Consider the following 16,549-nt stretch of genomic DNA (forward strand, 5'->3'; position numbering starts at 1 on the left):
TCATGGCGCGACCTATTGCATCGATTGCATCGATTGCCTTGCTGCTGTCTGGCCTGCTGAGCCTGTCCGCGCTGGCCTTTGAACGTCCCTTCCCCGCCAACGCGCTGCGCGGCAAAATGACGCCCGGCTATTTTCCCGACGTGACCATCGACGGCAAGGTACGCCAGCTGTCGCCGGCCGCGCGCATCTTTAACCAGGACAACATGATAGAAATGCCGGCCTCGCTGCGCGGCAGCGATATCGTGGTCAACTACACGGTGGACGGCAACGGCAATATCGACCGCATCTGGATACTGACGCGTGACGAGGCGGCGCAAAAACTGCCGGACGCGGCGGCGGCTGCCGCTGGCGTCAAATAACGAAATTGTCGACCAGCGGCTGCGCCGGCAGCTTGTCGGCAAACACTTGCAACTCGTCCGGCGGGATCGGGCGCGAGATGTGATAGCCCTGCAGGTAGTGGCAGCCCATCTTTTCCAGGATCGCCGCCTGGCCAGCCGTTTCCACGCCTTCCGCCACCAGTTGCAGGCCCAGGCTGTGTCCCATGGCGATGATCGCGTGCACCAGATTGTTGCTGCGCTCGCTATGTTCGATGTCCATGACAAAGGCGCGGTCGATTTTCAGCGTGTTGAGCTGGAATTGCGTCAGGTAGCTGAGCGAGGAATAGCCGGTGCCGAAATCGTCCAGCGAAATGCCGACGCCCAGCGTCCGCAGCTGCGCCAGCACCTCGCGCACCGTGCCGCCGTCGTCGATCAGCACGCGCTCGGTCAGCTCCAGTTCCAGCTGGCGGGCCGGCAAGCCATGGCGCTCCAGCGCCTGACGCACCAGGCCGACAAAGCCGGGATCGGCCAGCTGCCAGGCCGAGACATTGATGCTGAGCGTGATGTCGCCCAGCTCCCCCGGTTGCCAGCAGGCCACCTGCCTGCACGCTTCTTCCAGCACCCAGGTGCCAATTCCCACGATCATGCCGCTATCTTCCGCGACTGGGATAAAACGGTCCGGGGCCACGCGGCCCAATAAAGCGCTGTCCCAGCGCAGCAGCGCCTCCACCTTGGTCAGCTTGCCGGTGCGGGCATTGGTGATGGCCTGATAGACCAGATGGAATTCTCCGGCCTCGATGGCGCCGCGCAGGGCGCCGTCGATCACCAGCGCGTCCTTGGCGGAGGCGTTCATCGCGTCGTTAAAGAAGCGCAACTCGCCGCGTCCGCTCTTCTTGGCCTCGTACATGGCGATGTCGGCGTTGCGTACCAGTGTGTTGCTATCGCCGCCGTGCATTGGATAACAGGCAACACCGACGCTGGCCGATACGCCGATCATGTGGTGCGATACATTGAAGCAGGTGGCCATCGCCGCGATGACCTGGCCGGCGCAATCGGCCGCCATCTGCTCGGCCGCGCCGCGCGGCAGGCCGGGGATCAGGACGATGAATTCGTCGCCGCCAAAGCGGGCCAGCACGTCCTGCGGCCGCAGCACGTCATGCAGGCGGCCGGCCGCCTGGCGCAGCAGCTCGTCGCCAGCCGCATGGCCGAAGGAATCGTTGACGCGCTTGAACTTGTCCAGGTCGATGAACAGCAGCGCGCATTCGCCCTCCGTGGCGGCGGCGCTTTCCACCGCCTCCGCCAGCCGCTGCGACATCGCGTGGCGGTTGAAAAAGCCGGTGACCGGATCGATACGGGCCGCCCGGTACAGCAGGTCGTCCTTTTTCTTGCGCTCGCTGATGTCCAGCAGTTGTACCAGGCAGTACAGCCGGCCGCGCTCCACGTACGGCGACGCCAGCATTTCGACGGGCAACTTGTGACCGTTATGCAGCGTAAACATTGCCGTTTCCACCACGGGGTACTCGGCGCCTGGCGCCTCGAAACGGCGGAAATAATCGTCCGCCATTTGACGGGTCAGGCCGGGCAGCAACTCGCTGACATGGCGGCCGATCAGATCGGAAGGTTTATTGCATCCCAATAAGCGGGCGCAGCGCTCGTTGGCCACGATGACATATCCACGGCGGTCGCGTATCAGGAAACCATTGCTCAGGCTATCGATGGTGCGCGCGTAACGCTGCTGGATTTCCTCTTGAACCGCATAAATCAAACCCAGCATGCTGAGGGTTTTCAATATGGTGGTGCCGACGAACCAGATTAAATACAATTCCGGCCCCAGCGTGACGGCGCTGAGCAAATTAAACCCACCACGCAAGACCAGCGTTAATCCCAGCAGCCGATAGCGATTTTTCCCGCTCATTAATCTCTGACCACACCACAGCATCACGGTGCCGAGTGCAAAGGCGCTGCCGGGCGCCAATATGGCGGGATTATTATGCCAGATTAAATAGAATATTCCGGTGATCAATACGCCTGAGGGAAATATCCAGCGTATTTGAGTTGGAGACAATTCACCAAGAAAGAATTTGGTGCCGCTCCAATAACCCAGCATGCCGACAGTAAGAAGGAATGCACACAAAGGAATACGCAGCGATTCGGATAATATGGTGTCGCCAATGAACCATACGATGATTCCGCTCATCACGGATAGCTGGCCAATACCCCAGAACAGCGCATGTTTTTCCTTGCGCTGCATAAGCCAGAGAAAAACCAGCAATGAGCTCAGAATAGCGTCTGCCGCGAATGCGGCTGCTACTGCGGAGAGGTGGGCGTAATTACTGAGGTCCGTGCTCATATATATCTGCCGTTTCGGGACCAGGATCCTGGAGAGCGTATCAAAGTGACTATCTGCATTGTATGCCGAACGACAGCGGCAGCGGTATTCCATCCCGATTCCAGTGTTGCCTATTGGCACAATCAAGGTTTTGCCCCGGCTCCAATGCTGCAAGCATGCTTTTTATGCTAAAAATTGGCACGTACTTGCCAGTTTTGAGCTTGGAGCGCTTGGGTGCCGGGCTGCGCACTGCGCCACGTAGCGAAGACAAACGCACTGCCATCATTAATGCCGCGCTTGCCGAATTTGCCGCACGCGGCGTTTGGTCGACACGTCCATTGGGGTGCGCAAAGTCCGGTGAAAATGAAAGTGCCGGGGAATTACGCCTGTCCGATCAGATTACCGAAGAAAGCCGGGCCGCCGGGTCGCCTCCTTTTTCGGCTTTAATTGAATTAATGCAGAACAGCATCAACGATGAATTAATCCGGGATTATCCTGTAAATTTCATCGACGCCATGTTTAGCGTATTGGCTGAAACCACGATGGTTTATATAGAAAGTAGCAAAAAAAAGACGGCACAGATTATTGTGCCGCCGGCTTTGAAACTCTATGGCGAGGGTTGACGCTTTAACTGTTTTTCAGTCCCAGCACTTCTATCGCCTCTATCGTCGGCGCGCGCACGAACAATTCGTCCGCTTTCGCCATCAAGGCTTGAGCAATAGGCCCGTTCAAATGTGCCTGGCGGCCCGCTTCATTCTCGAACGCATCGAATACGCCAAATACGCTGTCGGACAACTGCAGGGCAAACCAAATCGGAGTTTGCGCCTCCTGGTTGGCCAGCGACAGGCCCAGTTCCAGGAATTGTTTAACGTCGGCTTCCTTCCCCGGCTTCGCTTCAAAACGGGCAAACAGTGCGTGCTTGATCATGCTGATCTCCTTAATGTTGCAATAAATCGCGGCTGCGATGGGATCCACTTTACAGAGGCCTCCACCGCTGCGATACTGGCACGATTGACATCTTTAGTATTGATCTTGCCGAAATCATGAACATCACTATCCTGGCCCTGGAAGGAGTGTTTGACACCGGCCTGGCGACCGTCCTTGACGCTTTCGGCACCGCCAACGAGCTCGTCGCGCTGCAAAACGGGCCCTCGGTGCAGTTCAACGTGACGATAGTCGGCGTCCGCCCGACGGTACGCAGCGCGCTGGGATTCGGCGTGCCGGTGGTGGCCGCAGCCGGCATGCCGGTGCCGGACCTGGTGGTCGTGCCCGCGCTGGGCTACAAAATGCCAGCCACGCTGCAGCCGGCGCTGGCCCGCGACGACGTCACGGAAGCCATCGGTTTGCTTAAAAATTGGGCAAGCAGCGGAACACGCATCGCCGCTGCCTGCATCGGCACCTTCGTGCTGGCGGAAAGCGGACTGCTCGATGGACAGGAGGCCACCACTACTTGGTGGCTGACCGCCTACTTCCGCCAGCGCTATCCGAAAGTCAGACTGGACACCAGCCGCATGGTGGTCGGCTCCGGCCAGTTTGTGACCGGCGGCGCCGCGCTCAGCCATCTGGACATGACGCTGTGGCTGATACGCCAGGCCAGCCCCGAGCTGGCGGCGCTGGTGGCGAGCTATCTGGTGATCGACTCCCGGCCATCGCAATCGGCCTATGTGATTTCCGACCATCTGGCCAATGCCGATCCGCTGATCCAGCGCTTCGACCGCTGGATACGCGACCACATGGATCAAGGATTCAGCCTCGACGAGGCCGCCACCGAACTGGCCACCAGCAAACGCACGCTGGCGCGCCGGTTACAGGAGGTGCTGGGCAAAACACCGGTCAGCTATGTGCAGGACTTGCGCATCGAACAGGCGGTGCACCTGATTAAGACCAGCAGCCACAATATCGACCGTATCGCGGCCATGGTCGGCTATGCGGACGGCGTGACATTGCGCACGCTGCTGCGCCGCCGGCTCGGCAAGGGCATACGCGAAATCCGGGCAAGTTAGCGTCAAATGAACAAAGATACAGCCAGGATCCACATCACTAGCGCGATGATGGCGTCCAGTATCTGCCACGACCTCGGCCGGGCGAAGACCGGCGTCAAATACCGCGCTCCCAATCCCAGGCCGCTGAACCATATGATGGAAGCGAGCATGGCGCCCAGCGCGAAATACATCCGGCCATTACCTGGCTGCTGCCCGCCGATCGAGCCAAGCAGAACTACCGTGTCCAGATAAACATGCGGATTCAGCAGGCTGAAGGCCAGCATGGCCGCAATGACTGTGCCGCGGTCGCCGGCCGGCGCCCCATCACCGGCCAGCATCGCGCCGGGATTCAGTGCGGATCGCGCCGCTCGCAGGCCGTACCAGAACAGGAAACCGGCGCCGGCAATCTTAATCCAGAACAGCAGTGCCGGCGCCTCGACGATCAACTGGCCCATGCCCGCGACGCCGGCGCCGATCAGCACGACGTCACAGGCGATGCAAATCGCGATGCAGGTCAGCACGAATTCGCGCTTGAGCGCCTGCCTCAACAGATAGGCGTTTTGCGACCCGATCGCGACGATCAGACTGCCGCCGAGTCCGATACCTTTCAAAAAAGCTGTGGCTTCCATTTTTTCTCTCCTGAACAATGGCGCCAGCTTAAATCCCGTGCGAAGATAAGTATAATTAATATTATTGAGTAAATATTAGAGACCCTAATGAAGCAAGTCGATTACCGGGGGCTGGCGGCACTGGATGCAGTGATCGATTACGGCAGCTTCGACAAGGCCGCCGCCGCGCTGTCGATTACGCAGTCCGCCGTCTCGCAACGGATACGGATGCTGGAAAACAGTGCCGGAGAGCTGCTGATCGTGCGCAGCCAGCCGCCCTCGCCTACCGAGGCCGGCCAGCGCCTGATTGCCCACTATCGCCAGGTGCGTTTGCTGGAGGCGGCCTTGTTCGAGCGTCCCGAGGCGGGCGAGGCAAAGCCGGAAATTGCCATCGCGGTCAATGCCGACAGCGCCGCGACATGGCTGCAGGAGGCCGTCACGCCGTTGATGAGCAGTGGCGACTGCATGCTGCACATCCGCCTCGACGACCAGGACCATACTTTGACGATGTTGCGGGAAGGCCGTGTTTTCGGCTGCGTTACGAGCGAAACGGCGCAAGTTGCGGGAACTACGTCCACTCCGCTCGGCGTCATGCGCTACCTGTGCGTCGCCGGTCCAGCGTTTGCCGCGCGCTGGTTCCCGGACGGCATGACGTCAATGGCGGTGCAGCAGGCGCCGGTCCTGGAATTCGACCGCAAGGACATGCTGCAGGAACGCTTTATCGCCCAACGCACCGGCTACACCGGCCACTATCCGCATCACGCGTTTGCCAGCTCCGATGGATTTGTACGCTTCGTCGAAGCGGGCTTCGGCTACGGCATGCTGCCGATACTGCAGTGCGAACCGGCATTGAAGGCCGGAACCCTGGTCGACCTGACTCCCGGCGACTACCTGGACGTGCCGCTGATCTGGCATATGTGGGATATCCAGACGCCGTTTACCCGCTTATTGTCCGACAACGTGATCTCTACTGCACGTAAATGGCTGCTTTAAGCTTTTCCGTCCAAGGCCGCCATATCCTGCCGGGCACGCTCTTCCCATGCGGCCGGGTCCGGCTCGTACGCGCCGCCGGTTTCCGCCAGCGGCGATGACTGCAACGGCCCAGTACGCTGGTAAAGCATGACGTTGGTCCACGCCACGGTACCGGCGGGGAAATAATGCAGCAGCTTGAATGCCGGATGTTTCAGCGCATAGGTGGTCGTACTCACCAGCGCGCCCTCCTGCATTTCGCGCGCCAGCTTGTCGCCCAAGGCATCCATCAGAGGGCCGAAGCATGTGCTGTACAGGAACACCAGGCTGGCGCCGCGCACATCCACCTTGAACATGTCCGCTTCGATGAAAGCGATGCGCGACTCCAGTTCAAGCAGATGGCGGCCGCTGGCCTGGGCGCCGAACGGCAGCTGCAGCGGTGCGTCCGGCAACAACGGCGCCGGCAAGGAGGCCAATCCCTGGCGCGCCAGGCCCAGCATGGTCTGCAGCCGCTGCACAGCCAGGCGATGACGGTAGCCCAGCAACTCCACGCCGATGCAGCGCTGAAAGGGAAACGCCAGCGCTGCGGACATCACCACCTTGCCCAGCCCGCTGCCCAGATCGACCATGACGCCGCCGGGACGGATCAGCGGAGCGATCACGTCGAAGTAATTTTCCAGTTCGTAGCGCTGCAGTTCGCCGTAGATGAGTCCCGCATCTTCGACCAGCCAGGCCCGCACTTCGGCATCGCCGATCTGCTCCAGCGAGCGGAAGCCGGCCGGCGCCGCGGTCCTCGGCAGCATGCCATGCGGCAGTATGCCGGCCGGCAGAGTCCCGACGATGACGCTTACATGGGGACGCAAGCGCTGCAGCAGATAGTCGCGGCGCGACCGGTCTTCCAGGCAGGCGCGCAGCGCGTAGCCCACTTCCATAAACTTGAGAAAAGGCGAATCCGGCACCAGTTCCAGCGGCGGCCGCGCGTGCTTCTCGCCACCCTGTATGCTTTGAAACAAGGCCTCGAACACATCACCAGTCTGCTGGAAACTGACGACGGGCTGGGTTGGTCTATCCCCGGTCCGCATGTCGCCAGCCTAGGCCCGCAAGGTCGCCAGCATTTGTTCGACGCCGTCGTGCGCGGCTTGCCAGCCGGAGGTGGCCAGCGCCGGCGCGCAGACCGGGCAGGTTTCGAAAGGATTGCAGTCATGCGGCAGTTCCATGTAGAACTTGCCGACGACCGACTTGCCGATGTACGAATCCACCGACAGCGGCTTGGCCTTGGGCGCCACCGACGCCTTGGCCGGCACGAAATCCGCGCCGCCCGGCGCCAGCCAGCGCTCGAACGGTTCGGTCGGCTTGCCGTCCGGGACATACCAGGCCTTGCGCTCGCCGTTCCAGCGCGCGCCCAGCGCCTTGGCTTCGTCTTTTTCCGCAAACGGAACTTTTAGAAACATCATCTTCGCTACTCCGCTAAGGGAAGGCGCCATTTTACATGCGCGGCCGTTGACTGTACCGTACACCGTGGATATAGTTGCCAAATGTCCCAGTCCTCCCCCGTGATCCGCGCCACAGCCGCCCAGCTCGACGATGCACGGCATCTGCTGTACGAATATTTCGACGTCATCGGTGTGGTTCTACGCGATGACGACGACGCCATCCGCGCCTTCCTCAACGACGCCAGCTCGGCCATGTGGATCGCCTATGTCGACGGCGCGCCGGCGGCCTGCGTGGCCATGCGTCCGCTGGCGGAAGTGGCCAACGCGACCGAATGCAAGCGCCTGTACGTGGCCGACAAATACCGTCGCCGCGGCTTGGCGGAAGCATTGATGCAGGCGCTGGAAACCCACGCCTTGCAAGTCGGCTACAACGCCGTCTATCTCGACACCAAGGACGACCTGCACGCCGCCATCACGCTCTACGGACGGCTGGGCTACGAACGCTGCGAGCGCTACAACGACAACCCGCAGGCCACCATCTTCATGCGCAAATTCCTGCGCTGATCAAGCGGACAATAATGCCCACCATAGAACCTATCACCCTGACGCTGGCCGAACTGGCTGAGCGCTGGAACAAGCCACCCAAGCAATTGCTGGAATCCGGACTGCCGATGTATTTTTATTTCGACGGCCTGGTATTCGATTTCAACGACAAATGGCACCGCGCCAACGGCGATGCCAACGAAGCGCAGGATCTGGAAACGCATCAGGCGCGTCTTGCCACTATCGAGATCGACTTGCAGCGCCAAAGCCTGCACAAGCGCGGACTGCTGAAGCTGACGCAGTGGGAAGAAGCGCTGGGCGACGATGAGCTGCGTCAGCTGCAGGCCGAGGTCGACCGCTTGAACGGTGAGATAGTCCGGCTGTCGGCACGGCTCAAGCAGCGCATCGAAGATCGCCAGCGCCACGTGCGCAACGGCCTGTTGCGCGCGGCGCCGCGCACCTTGCGCGACATCGCCCAGCACGGCAACGCCATCTTCCCGCATTTCGCCTTCATGCCGCACACGCCGACAGGCAGCGTCGCCGACGCGCTGATCGCAGACGGCGCGGTGGTCGCGCTGGAAGACGGCTTCCCGTTGAAAGCCCTGCTGGAGCAGGCCGACCTGGTGATCTCGATGTTCGACGTCAAGATCGCCGAAGCGGCCGGCACGCACTAAGCCTTGAGAGCGATCCGCTTCTGCTCCCGCGCGGAGCGGTAGATCGCCTCGATGATGCGCATGTCGCGCAAGCCCTCTTCGCCGGCGACGATGGGCTCGCGGTTATCGATCACGCACCGCGCCATGTGGTCCAGCTGGCCGGCCCATTGCGTCGCGCCGGGTCCCGGTGGCGGAGTGATCTCTTCGGTACGTCCGTTACCCACCCACAGCCGGTTGCCGTGATAGCCGGTGCCGGGTTCCAGCTCGATCCGGCCCTTGTCGCCCATCAGCAGGATGTGGTTCTGGTTGGCGCTATACATCGACATACAGGACGCGATCACGCCGGACGGGAACTCCAGTTCGAACTCGATCATGTCCTCGACCTCGCGGAAGCGCGGATCGGAACGGTCGGTGCGCTCATGCGCGTAGACGGCGATGGGTTCCTCGTTCGTCATGTAGCGCGCCGCCTGCAGCGCGTAGATGCCCATGTCCATCAGCGAGCCGCCGCCCGACATCGCCTTCTTGAGCCGCCATGCCGACGGATTGCCTTGGACGAAACCGTGCTCGGAACGGAAGTAGCGCAGCTTGCCGATCTCGCCGGCGCGCGCGCGGCGCCGAGCTTCCAGGTTGGTCGGCTCGAAGTGGCAGCGATAGCCGATCATCAGCTTCTTGCCGGCCTGTTTGCAGGCGGCGATCATGGACTCGCACTCCGCGCTCGACAGCGCCATCGGCTTCTCGCACAACACGTGCTTGCCGGCCTTCGCCGCGCGGATCGTGTATTCCGCATGCATGGACACCGGCAGGCAGACGTAGACGATATCGATGTCCGGGTTGTCCTTGATGCTGTCGTAGTTGTCGTAGTTATAGATGCTGCGCTCGGGGACGCCGTATTCGGCCGCAACGCGCTTCGCCTTCACCGGATCGCCGCTGACCAGCGCGACCAGCTTGCTGTGTTCGCAGTTTTTAAATTGCGGGATGATGACGCCCAAACCGTAGCCGCCAAGGCCGACAATCGCGTAGCCCAGCTTGCGTTGGGGAGTCGCGGCCCAGACAGGAGCGCCAACGGCACTTACAGCGATGGCGCCACCAGCAGCGAGAACAAGACCACGTCGGTTCATATCTGTCATTGCCAGTTCCTGTCGTTGAGAATGGAGCGGCAATTGTAGTATGAATACCAAGCGCGGGTTTGTCAGCTCGGTAATTTAGGAAAGCTTCTTCTGATGCTGCCGGGCAGTCTGACACAGCCAGGCATTTAAGTCGGGATCGCCGCAGTCAAATTCTTTGACATCATGTAACGCCGCCAGCGGCACTATCGAGCGCCCCATTTGTCACCTCATCCATGTACCGCTCAAATGCTCTCACCAGCTTGGCATTTGCGGGACGAGGATTATCAAGCATGTCGATGAATAAGGCTGCGTCTTCACGAGAATAGAAGATCGTTTGCTTATGGTCGATGACCTGATCAGCCTTCTCCATTGCGGCTTGGACCACAAACTGATCCAGAGTTGCGCCAGAAAGATCGGCAGCCCGCTGCAACCGCTCAATCGAGACGGTATCAAGTCGTGCCGAAATTCGGCCTTTTTCCACGATCGCGCTCATCGAAGGTACCTCGCATTGCGTACAGTTGAAACTTAGATTAGCACATTGACGCCAGAGTGACGTCAATCTTGGTCAGCACGCGGTAGCTTACGGAGCTTCGCAGAAATCTTTTCCGCATCGCTCTTTTTCGGGCGACCGCCAAGAGCCCATTTTTTCGAGCTGCGGCGCCCTTTACTGACGTTGTCGCTTTCCCTCCTACCCTGCCATTTTGAGCCGCCATCCAACGCTTGGAACCTAATAATCCCTCAATCAAGCTGGGCACATAAATATCCACATCGATCTTTGGAAAGTGAACGCCCAAGCCGGAAGGACTGATCTCCACAACGTCCAGATCTTCCGGACGTGCTGCTTCGAAGCTTTGAGCGTGGTGCGGGGAAAAAGATAAATCAAGGCCGGTATCGAGAGAGATCACGATGCGGGAAATTCGGCGGTCATAGCGGGCAGCCACAACGCTCGGGTAGGTAGCTTTTTTTGCCGCCCCACGGCGATTGGCGGCTTCAACTGTTTGGTCATTAATAATGTCCATGAACTTCCTCCCACATCTTGCAGAGCAACTCGATGTTGCCACTCAAATCGCTCGCGATTTGCGCCAAGGCTTTGTCCGCTTTAGCAGGACGACGATCGTCAGATAAATGACGACAACGCATGCCGCCGACTCTTAAGACTGTAGTCAGTGTAACAAAACCCAAACAGCTTGGGTTTTCTGACGCCAGAAATTTTATTGTAGCGAGGCCAGACGAGCTCAGTCTTGAGAACTAGGATTGAAGCGCAAAAAACAAAGGGCTGGCGCGAGGCCAACCCTTTGATTTCAAAACTGAATAAATTGGTGGGCCTCCCGTGAGTCGAACACGGCACCAACGGATTATGAGTCCGCTGCTCTAACCAAGCATGAGCTAGAGGCCCAGGGTATTGCTATGCGCTGGAAGCCTTGCCGGCCCCTCCTACGCGCGTCCGTTTATAAAACGAACTCGCGAGGATAAGGGCTAGCACAGCCACTAGTCAAGTCTTAGTTGCCTTCCAAGAAGCTTTTCAGCTTGTCGGAACGGCTAGGGTGGCGCAGCTTGCGCAGGGCCTTGGCTTCGATCTGGCGTATGCGCTCGCGGGTGACGTCGAACTGCTTGCCGACCTCCTCCAGCGTGTGGTCGGTCGACATCTCGATACCGAAGCGCATGCGCAGCACCTTGGCTTCGCGCGGCGTCAGCGAGTCGAGCACATCCTTGACCACGCCGCGCATCGACGCGTGCAGCGCCGCGTCGGACGGCGCCAGCGTGTTGTTGTCCTCGATGAAGTCGCCCAGATGCGAATCGTCGTCGTCGCCGATCGGCGTCTCCATCGAAATCGGCTCCTTGGCGATCTTCATGATCTTGCGGATCTTGTCCTCGGGCATCTCCATCTTGATGGCCAGCGTGGCCGGGTCCGGCTCGGCGCCGGTTTCCTGCAGAATCTGGCGGGAAATCCGGTTCATCTTGTTGATGGTCTCGATCATGTGCACCGGAATACGGATGGTGCGCGCCTGGTCGGCGATCGAGCGCGTGATGGCCTGGCGGATCCACCACGTCGCGTAGGTCGAGAATTTGTAGCCGCGGCGGTATTCGAACTTGTCGACCGCCTTCATCAAGCCAATATTGCCTTCCTGGATCAGGTCGAGGAATTGCAGGCCACGGTTGGTGTATTTCTTGGCGATCGAAATCACCAGGCGCAAGTTGGCCTCGGTCATTTCACGCTTGGCCTTGCGCGCCTTCATTTCACCGGCCGCCATCTGGCGGTTGATGTTGCGCAGGTCCGGCAGCGGCAGCACGACGCGCGCCTGCAGGTCGATCAGGCGCTGCTGCAGTTCCTTGATGGTCGGAATGTTGCGGCCCAGGATGGCGCTGTAGGCGTGGCCCGCGGCCACTTCGCCGTCCACCCATTCCAGGTTGGTTTCATTGCCAGGGAAGACCTTGATGAAGTGGGCGCGCGGCATGCCGCACTTGTTCACGGCCACGTCGAGGATCTGCTTCTCGATGTGACGCACTTCGTCGACCTGGCCGCGCAAGGTGTCGCACAGCTTCTCGACCACCTTGGCGGTGAAGCGGATGCCCAGCAGTTCGTACGAGATCGCTTCCTGCGCCTTGATGTAGGCCTTGGAGTTGTAGCCTTCCTTCTCGAAGGCGCGGCGCATCTTGTCGAACTGCAGGGAGATGGTGTCGAATTTTTCCAGCGCGGCGTTTTTCAACGCTTCCAGCTGTTCGGCCGAGAAACCGGCGGCGCCCGAAGCGCTCGCTTCTTCCTCTTCCTCTTCTTCCTCTTCTTCCTCTTCCTCTTCTTCCTCGTCCTCTTCGGCCGGCGCGGCCGCTACCGGCGCGGCGACTTCTTCGCTGTCGTCGACCAGGCCGTCGACGATCTCGTCGATCTTGATTTCATCGGCGCGGATGCGGTCGGAGGCGGCGATGATCTCGGCGATCGTCACCGGACAGGCGGAAATCGCCTGGATCATGTCTTTCAGGCCATCTTCGATGCGCTTGGCGATTTCGATCTCGCCTTCGCGGGTCAGCAGCTCGACCGAGCCCATCTCGCGCATGTACATGCGCACCGGGTCGGTGGTGCGGCCGAAGTCGGAGTCGACGGTCGACAGCGCCGCTTCGGCGGCCGCTTCGGCTTCGTCGTCGCTGGTCACGGTGGCGACGTTGTCCGACAGCAGCAGGGTCTCGGCGTCCGGCGCGTGCTCGTAGACGGCGATGCCCATGTCGTTGAAGGTGCCGATGATGCCCTCGATCGCTTCCGGATCGACGATATTCTCGGGCAGGTGATCGTTGATCTCGGCGTACGTGAGGAAACCACGTTCCTTGCCGAACTTGATCAGTGTCTTGAGTTTCTGGCGGCGGCGCTCGAGTTCTTCCTCGGTGGCTTCCGTGTCCGACGAGAAAGCGTCCTTCAGCAGCGCCTTTTCCTTGGCCTTGCGGTCCTTGGCCTTGGCCTTGTCGACGGCCTTCAGTTCCGCGCGTTCGACCGCGTTCAGCGCGGCGACTTCATCGTTTTCGGGCTGGAATTCTTTCGGTTTGCGCCCGCGCCGGCCCGGCACTTTGACCGACGGCAGCACGTAGCCCGAGGTATCGATGGCGGCGAGCGTCGCCGCGTCCGTGGTCTGGCTGACCACAGGCGGGTTGCTGGCGACACGCGTTTCCGGCTTGTCCGCCGTTTTCGCGGATTTTGCGGTCACTTTGCTCGGCTTTGCAGCCGCTTTGGATTCAGGTTTCTTGATTGGCACAGGCGCTTTCGATTACACAACGACTTGCTTATTTAGGATAAAGTTTCTTGCGGCTCTTGCGAACCTACGTCTTCGAACTTGCCGACTGCACAAGTTCGACAATACTACGACTTACTTACACCCGGTCAGGCCGACCGATCTCAACAGAACTCCACCGCGATTGGCAGAAATTCTACTGCATCAGACACGTGCGTGGGGGCAAGAAACCATGACTAGGTTAGAAAGCAAACAGAACGTTTGCTAAACAGCGCAGCGCGCTGAACTAAACCAAAGCTGGCCCTGGCCGCCGACACCTGTCTTTCCGCGTCGATCAAGAGCCTAACTTACTGAAAACAAACACACTCTGAACTGGAAAACGATGCCAAAACATACAACACTTAGCGTTTTATTATAGCACGTCACTTTTCAATTTCCAGAGGCGGAAACCCCACTTCCCGCCCCGGAAGAATGACAGAAACATTACATCACAAAACGCCCGACAACTATTGCCACAACCTACCTGCTAGCCAACTCCGCCTGCGCCTCGCGCAGCAACTGGTCCTGCTGCGACGTCAGCTCGCGGTAGCGCACGCCGATCTCGTCGGACGACAGCCCCGCCGCAAACAGCTGGCTCAGCTCCTGCTTCAGCGCGTCGTTCTTGACCTGGCGGATCGCGCCGCGCAGGAACAGCCGCACCGCATCGAAGTCCGACTCAGGCTCCTTGACGATCTCGGAGATGATGCCGTCGTACTCCTCGCCCTGCGACTTCAGATGTTGCGCAAAGGCCGCAAAACTGCCGTTCGGCCCCAGCGCCTGCGCCGCCCCGACCAGCTGCGTCAGCCGCTCGGCCGGTTCGGCGCCAAAATACTGGAACGCCGCCAATGCCGCCGTGTCGATGTCCAGCGCCAGCGGCGGATGCGCCACCAGCAGCCGCACGATCTGCAGCTCCAGCCCGACCGGCACCGGACGCCCGGTGCGGGGCGGCGCCTGGCGCGCCACGGCGACCGGCTTGGCCAGCTCGAACAGCACCTCGATCTCGGACGGCGTGCTCTGCGTCAACTGCGCCAGGCCGCGCACGATCTGCAGGCGCAGCGACGTCGGCGTCATCGACTGCAGCATCGGCTTGGCGTCGAACTGGGCGCGGGCCCGGCCCTCCGGACTTTGCAAATCGTGCTCGCCGACCGCTTCCTTGATCAGAAACTGCGACAGCGGCATCGCTTCGTGTATCTCCTGTTCGAACGCCTCGTTGCCGTAGGTGCGGACGTAGCTATCCGGGTCGTGCTCGGTCGGCAGGAACAGGAACTTGATGGTCTTGTTGTCCGTCACGTGCGGCAGACAGGCTTCCAGCGCGCGCCGCGCGGCGCGGCGGCCGGCCTTGTCGCCGTCGAAACTGAAAATCACCGTGTCGGTTTGACGCAACAATTTCTGTACGTGGTTGGTGGTGCAGGCCGTGCCCAGGGTTGCCACCGCTTGCGGGAAACCCATTTGCGCCAGCGCCACCACATCCATATAGCCTTCCGTCACCAGCACATAACCCGCATCGCGGATCGCCTGGCGCGCTTCGAACAAGCCATACAGCTCGAATCCCTTAGAAAATAAAGGCGTTTCGGGAGAATTCAAGTACTTCGGTTCACCGTGGTCGAGGACCCGGCCGCCAAAGGCGATGACCTGGCCCTTGGTGTTTTTAATCGGAAACATCACGCGCTCGCGGAAGCGGTCGTAACGCTTGCGGTTGCCGCCGTCCTCGTCCACCTTGTCGATCACCAGGCCGGCCTCGGCCAGCGCCACCGCCTCGTAATCGGGGAAGATGGAGCGCAGGTTGTCCCAGCCGGCCGGCGCGTAGCCGAGGCCGAAACGGGCGGCGATTTCGCCGGTCAGGCCGCGGTTCTTCAAATAGGCGATGGCGTCGGTGGCGCCGCGCAGCTGCGAGCGGTAAAAATCGCTGGCGCGCGTCATCGCCTCGGTCAGCGCCAGGCTTTGCGCGGCCATTTGCGCGCGCTGGGCCGGCGGTATCTTGTCATCCTGCTCGGGCACGACCATGCCGACGTTCTGCGCCAAATCCTTGACGGCGTCGACAAAGCCCATGCCGGAATACTCGATCAGAAAACCGATCGAGGTGCCGTGGGCGCCGCAACCGAAGCAATGGTAGAACTGCTTGGTCGGGCTGACCGTGAAACTGGGCGATTTTTCGCTGTGAAACGGGCACAGGCCCATGAAATTCGCGCCGCCTTTTTTCAGCTGCACATAACGACCGACGACGTCGACGATGTCGACGCGGTTCAGCAGATCGGAAATAAAGGATTGTGGTATCACTTGGCTATGCGGTCTTGTTATTGATCAGACTATACCGCCGCGCCGATCCGGCTTTGATGCGGATCAAGTCGCGGCAGAGCTCACAACAGAGCTGGGGCATTATGCCGGGGTCAGCGCTTTCTTGACCAGGGCCGACACGACGGTCATGTCGGCGCGGCCGGCCAGCTTGGGCTTGACGATGGCCATGACCTTGCCCATGTCCTGCGGACCGGCGGCGCCCGAGGCGGCGACGGCGGCGGCCACTTCGGCGGCCACTTCCTCGTCCGACAGGCCGGCAGGCATGTAGGCGGTCAGCACGGCCAGTTCGGCCTTTTCGATGTCGGCCAGGTCGGCGCGGCCGCCGGCTTCGAACTGGGTGATCGAGTCCTTGCGCTGCTTGATCATTTTTTCAACGATGGCGACGGTCTGCGCGTCGTTGACTTCGATGCGCTCGTCGACTTCCTTGCGCTTGATTTCAGCGATGATCAGGCGGATGGTGCTCAGTTTGCCCGCTTCCTTGGCGCGCATCGCGGCTTTCATGTCTTCGGTGATTTGTTCTCTCAAGCCCATGGCGTTTCTCTCAGAAAATTAGTGGAGT

Annotated in this window: 17 protein-coding genes and 1 tRNA gene; 6 read left to right on the forward strand and 12 right to left on the reverse strand. The window is 60.5% G+C overall.

The genetic code is table 11. The features are described 5' to 3' along the window. Positions 1-2: 2 nt before the first annotated feature. Positions 3-359 (forward strand): hypothetical protein, encoded by a 357-nt coding sequence (locus ABWW33_RS08155; RefSeq protein WP_353400750.1) that lies wholly within the window; start codon positions 3-5, stop codon positions 357-359. On the opposite strand, the gene ABWW33_RS08160 is transcribed toward ABWW33_RS08155, so the two are convergent. Further along, positions 352-2,232: a putative bifunctional diguanylate cyclase/phosphodiesterase gene (locus tag ABWW33_RS08160; protein WP_353400752.1), complete on the reverse strand. Its 1,881-nt coding sequence runs from the start codon at positions 2,230-2,232 to the stop codon at positions 352-354. The two genes, ABWW33_RS08155 and ABWW33_RS08160, sit on opposite strands and share 8 nt — an antisense overlap. Before the next feature lie 497 nt (positions 2,233-2,729). Here ABWW33_RS08160 and ABWW33_RS08165 point away from each other — a divergent pair, with 497 nt between their 5' ends. Next, positions 2,730-3,269 (forward strand): hypothetical protein, encoded by a 540-nt coding sequence (locus ABWW33_RS08165; RefSeq protein ID WP_353400754.1) that lies wholly within the window; start codon positions 2,730-2,732, stop codon positions 3,267-3,269. A 4-nt stretch (positions 3,270-3,273) separates the two neighbouring features. On the opposite strand, the gene ABWW33_RS08170 is transcribed toward ABWW33_RS08165, so the two are convergent. Next, positions 3,274-3,573 carry a putative quinol monooxygenase gene (locus tag ABWW33_RS08170; RefSeq protein ID WP_353400756.1) on the reverse strand — a complete coding sequence of 100 codons (300 nt, stop codon included), beginning with the start codon at positions 3,571-3,573 and terminating at the stop codon, positions 3,274-3,276. Positions 3,574-3,689: 116 nt separating this feature from the next. Between ABWW33_RS08170 and ABWW33_RS08175 the strand changes: the two genes are divergently transcribed. Then, positions 3,690-4,649 (forward strand): GlxA family transcriptional regulator, encoded by a 960-nt coding sequence (locus tag ABWW33_RS08175; RefSeq protein WP_353400758.1) that lies wholly within the window; start codon positions 3,690-3,692, stop codon positions 4,647-4,649. Between the two features lie 2 nt (positions 4,650-4,651). On the opposite strand, the gene ABWW33_RS08180 is transcribed toward ABWW33_RS08175, so the two are convergent. Continuing rightward, positions 4,652-5,257: a LysE/ArgO family amino acid transporter gene (locus ABWW33_RS08180; RefSeq protein WP_353400760.1), complete on the reverse strand. Its 606-nt coding sequence runs from the start codon at positions 5,255-5,257 to the stop codon at positions 4,652-4,654. A gap of 87 nt (positions 5,258-5,344) precedes the next feature. Between ABWW33_RS08180 and ABWW33_RS08185 the strand changes: the two genes are divergently transcribed. Beyond that, positions 5,345-6,229 carry a LysR family transcriptional regulator ArgP gene (locus tag ABWW33_RS08185; protein ID WP_176652613.1) on the forward strand — a complete coding sequence of 295 codons (885 nt, stop codon included), beginning with the start codon at positions 5,345-5,347 and terminating at the stop codon, positions 6,227-6,229. Here the strand turns inward: ABWW33_RS08185 and ABWW33_RS08190 are convergent. Together ABWW33_RS08190 and ABWW33_RS08195 are read right to left on the reverse strand one after the other, a co-directional pair. Next, positions 6,226-7,218, reverse strand: a complete 993-nt coding sequence (locus ABWW33_RS08190; protein ID WP_353400762.1) for a class I SAM-dependent methyltransferase — start codon at positions 7,216-7,218, stop codon at positions 6,226-6,228. The two genes, ABWW33_RS08185 and ABWW33_RS08190, sit on opposite strands and share 4 nt — an antisense overlap. Positions 7,219-7,296: 78 nt before the next feature. Next, positions 7,297-7,659 (reverse strand): DUF5710 domain-containing protein, encoded by a 363-nt coding sequence (locus tag ABWW33_RS08195; RefSeq protein ID WP_176652611.1) that lies wholly within the window; start codon positions 7,657-7,659, stop codon positions 7,297-7,299. 81 nt (positions 7,660-7,740) lie between these two features. Between ABWW33_RS08195 and ABWW33_RS08200 the strand changes: the two genes are divergently transcribed. Both ABWW33_RS08200 and ABWW33_RS08205 read left to right on the forward strand, forming a co-directional pair. Beyond that, entirely contained in the window at positions 7,741-8,202 is a 462-nt protein-coding gene (locus ABWW33_RS08200) for a GNAT family N-acetyltransferase (RefSeq protein ID WP_176652610.1), read from the forward strand. Between the two features lie 14 nt (positions 8,203-8,216). Beyond that, entirely contained in the window at positions 8,217-8,855 is a 639-nt protein-coding gene (locus tag ABWW33_RS08205; protein WP_176652609.1) for a hypothetical protein, read from the forward strand. Here ABWW33_RS08205 and ABWW33_RS08210 read toward each other — a convergent pair. From ABWW33_RS08210 to ABWW33_RS08240, 7 genes are all read right to left on the reverse strand, one after another. Next, entirely contained in the window at positions 8,852-9,961 is a 1,110-nt protein-coding gene (locus ABWW33_RS08210; protein WP_353400765.1) for a Gfo/Idh/MocA family protein, read from the reverse strand. The genes ABWW33_RS08205 and ABWW33_RS08210 overlap by 4 nt on opposite strands. Positions 9,962-10,121: 160 nt before the next feature. Next, complete coding sequence (locus ABWW33_RS08215; RefSeq protein WP_176652606.1) at positions 10,122-10,433, reverse strand: type II toxin-antitoxin system TacA family antitoxin; 312 nt, start codon at positions 10,431-10,433, stop codon at positions 10,122-10,124. A gap of 37 nt (positions 10,434-10,470) precedes the next feature. Beyond that, a complete protein-coding gene (locus ABWW33_RS08220; protein ID WP_353400768.1) occupies positions 10,471-10,959 on the reverse strand; it encodes a DUF2442 domain-containing protein in 489 nt (162 codons plus the stop codon). 298 nt (positions 10,960-11,257) lie between these two features. Next, a tRNA-Ile gene (locus tag ABWW33_RS08225) sits at positions 11,258-11,336 on the reverse strand. A gap of 103 nt (positions 11,337-11,439) precedes the next feature. Then, positions 11,440-13,680: an RNA polymerase sigma factor RpoD gene (rpoD, locus tag ABWW33_RS08230; protein WP_176652590.1), complete on the reverse strand. Its 2,241-nt coding sequence runs from the start codon at positions 13,678-13,680 to the stop codon at positions 11,440-11,442. Between the two features lie 495 nt (positions 13,681-14,175). Further along, positions 14,176-15,972, reverse strand: coding sequence for a DNA primase (dnaG, locus tag ABWW33_RS08235; RefSeq protein WP_353400772.1), 1,797 nt, complete (start codon positions 15,970-15,972; stop codon positions 14,176-14,178). 99 nt (positions 15,973-16,071) lie between these two features. Then, positions 16,072-16,521 carry a GatB/YqeY domain-containing protein gene (locus ABWW33_RS08240; RefSeq protein ID WP_176652588.1) on the reverse strand — a complete coding sequence of 150 codons (450 nt, stop codon included), beginning with the start codon at positions 16,519-16,521 and terminating at the stop codon, positions 16,072-16,074. Positions 16,522-16,549 lie beyond the last annotated feature (28 nt).

This window comes from Duganella hordei, assembly GCF_040369125.1.
GTDB lineage: Bacteria > Pseudomonadota > Gammaproteobacteria > Burkholderiales > Burkholderiaceae_D > Rugamonas > Rugamonas hordei.

What these genes read in the sequence shown, in the direction of transcription:
- ABWW33_RS08155 (WP_353400750.1), top strand. Translation starts at nt 3, where the DNA reads ATGGCGCGACCTATTGCATCGATTGCATCGATTGCCTTGCTGCTGTCT.
- ABWW33_RS08160 (WP_353400752.1), bottom strand. Translation starts at nt 2,232, where the DNA reads ATGAGCGGGAAAAATCGCTATCGGCTGCTGGGATTAACGCTGGTCTTG.
- ABWW33_RS08165 (WP_353400754.1), top strand. Translation starts at nt 2,730, where the DNA reads ATGCCGAACGACAGCGGCAGCGGTATTCCATCCCGATTCCAGTGTTGC.
- ABWW33_RS08170 (WP_353400756.1), bottom strand. Translation starts at nt 3,573, where the DNA reads ATGATCAAGCACGCACTGTTTGCCCGTTTTGAAGCGAAGCCGGGGAAG.
- ABWW33_RS08175 (WP_353400758.1), top strand. Translation starts at nt 3,690, where the DNA reads ATGAACATCACTATCCTGGCCCTGGAAGGAGTGTTTGACACCGGCCTG.
- ABWW33_RS08180 (WP_353400760.1), bottom strand. Translation starts at nt 5,257, where the DNA reads ATGGAAGCCACAGCTTTTTTGAAAGGTATCGGACTCGGCGGCAGTCTG.
- ABWW33_RS08185 (WP_176652613.1), top strand. Translation starts at nt 5,345, where the DNA reads ATGAAGCAAGTCGATTACCGGGGGCTGGCGGCACTGGATGCAGTGATC.
- ABWW33_RS08195 (WP_176652611.1), bottom strand. Translation starts at nt 7,659, where the DNA reads ATGATGTTTCTAAAAGTTCCGTTTGCGGAAAAAGACGAAGCCAAGGCG.
- ABWW33_RS08200 (WP_176652610.1), top strand. Translation starts at nt 7,741, where the DNA reads ATGTCCCAGTCCTCCCCCGTGATCCGCGCCACAGCCGCCCAGCTCGAC.
- ABWW33_RS08205 (WP_176652609.1), top strand. Translation starts at nt 8,217, where the DNA reads ATGCCCACCATAGAACCTATCACCCTGACGCTGGCCGAACTGGCTGAG.
- ABWW33_RS08210 (WP_353400765.1), bottom strand. Translation starts at nt 9,961, where the DNA reads ATGACAGATATGAACCGACGTGGTCTTGTTCTCGCTGCTGGTGGCGCC.
- ABWW33_RS08215 (WP_176652606.1), bottom strand. Translation starts at nt 10,433, where the DNA reads ATGAGCGCGATCGTGGAAAAAGGCCGAATTTCGGCACGACTTGATACC.
- ABWW33_RS08220 (WP_353400768.1), bottom strand. Translation starts at nt 10,959, where the DNA reads ATGGACATTATTAATGACCAAACAGTTGAAGCCGCCAATCGCCGTGGG.
- ABWW33_RS08240 (WP_176652588.1), bottom strand. Translation starts at nt 16,521, where the DNA reads ATGGGCTTGAGAGAACAAATCACCGAAGACATGAAAGCCGCGATGCGC.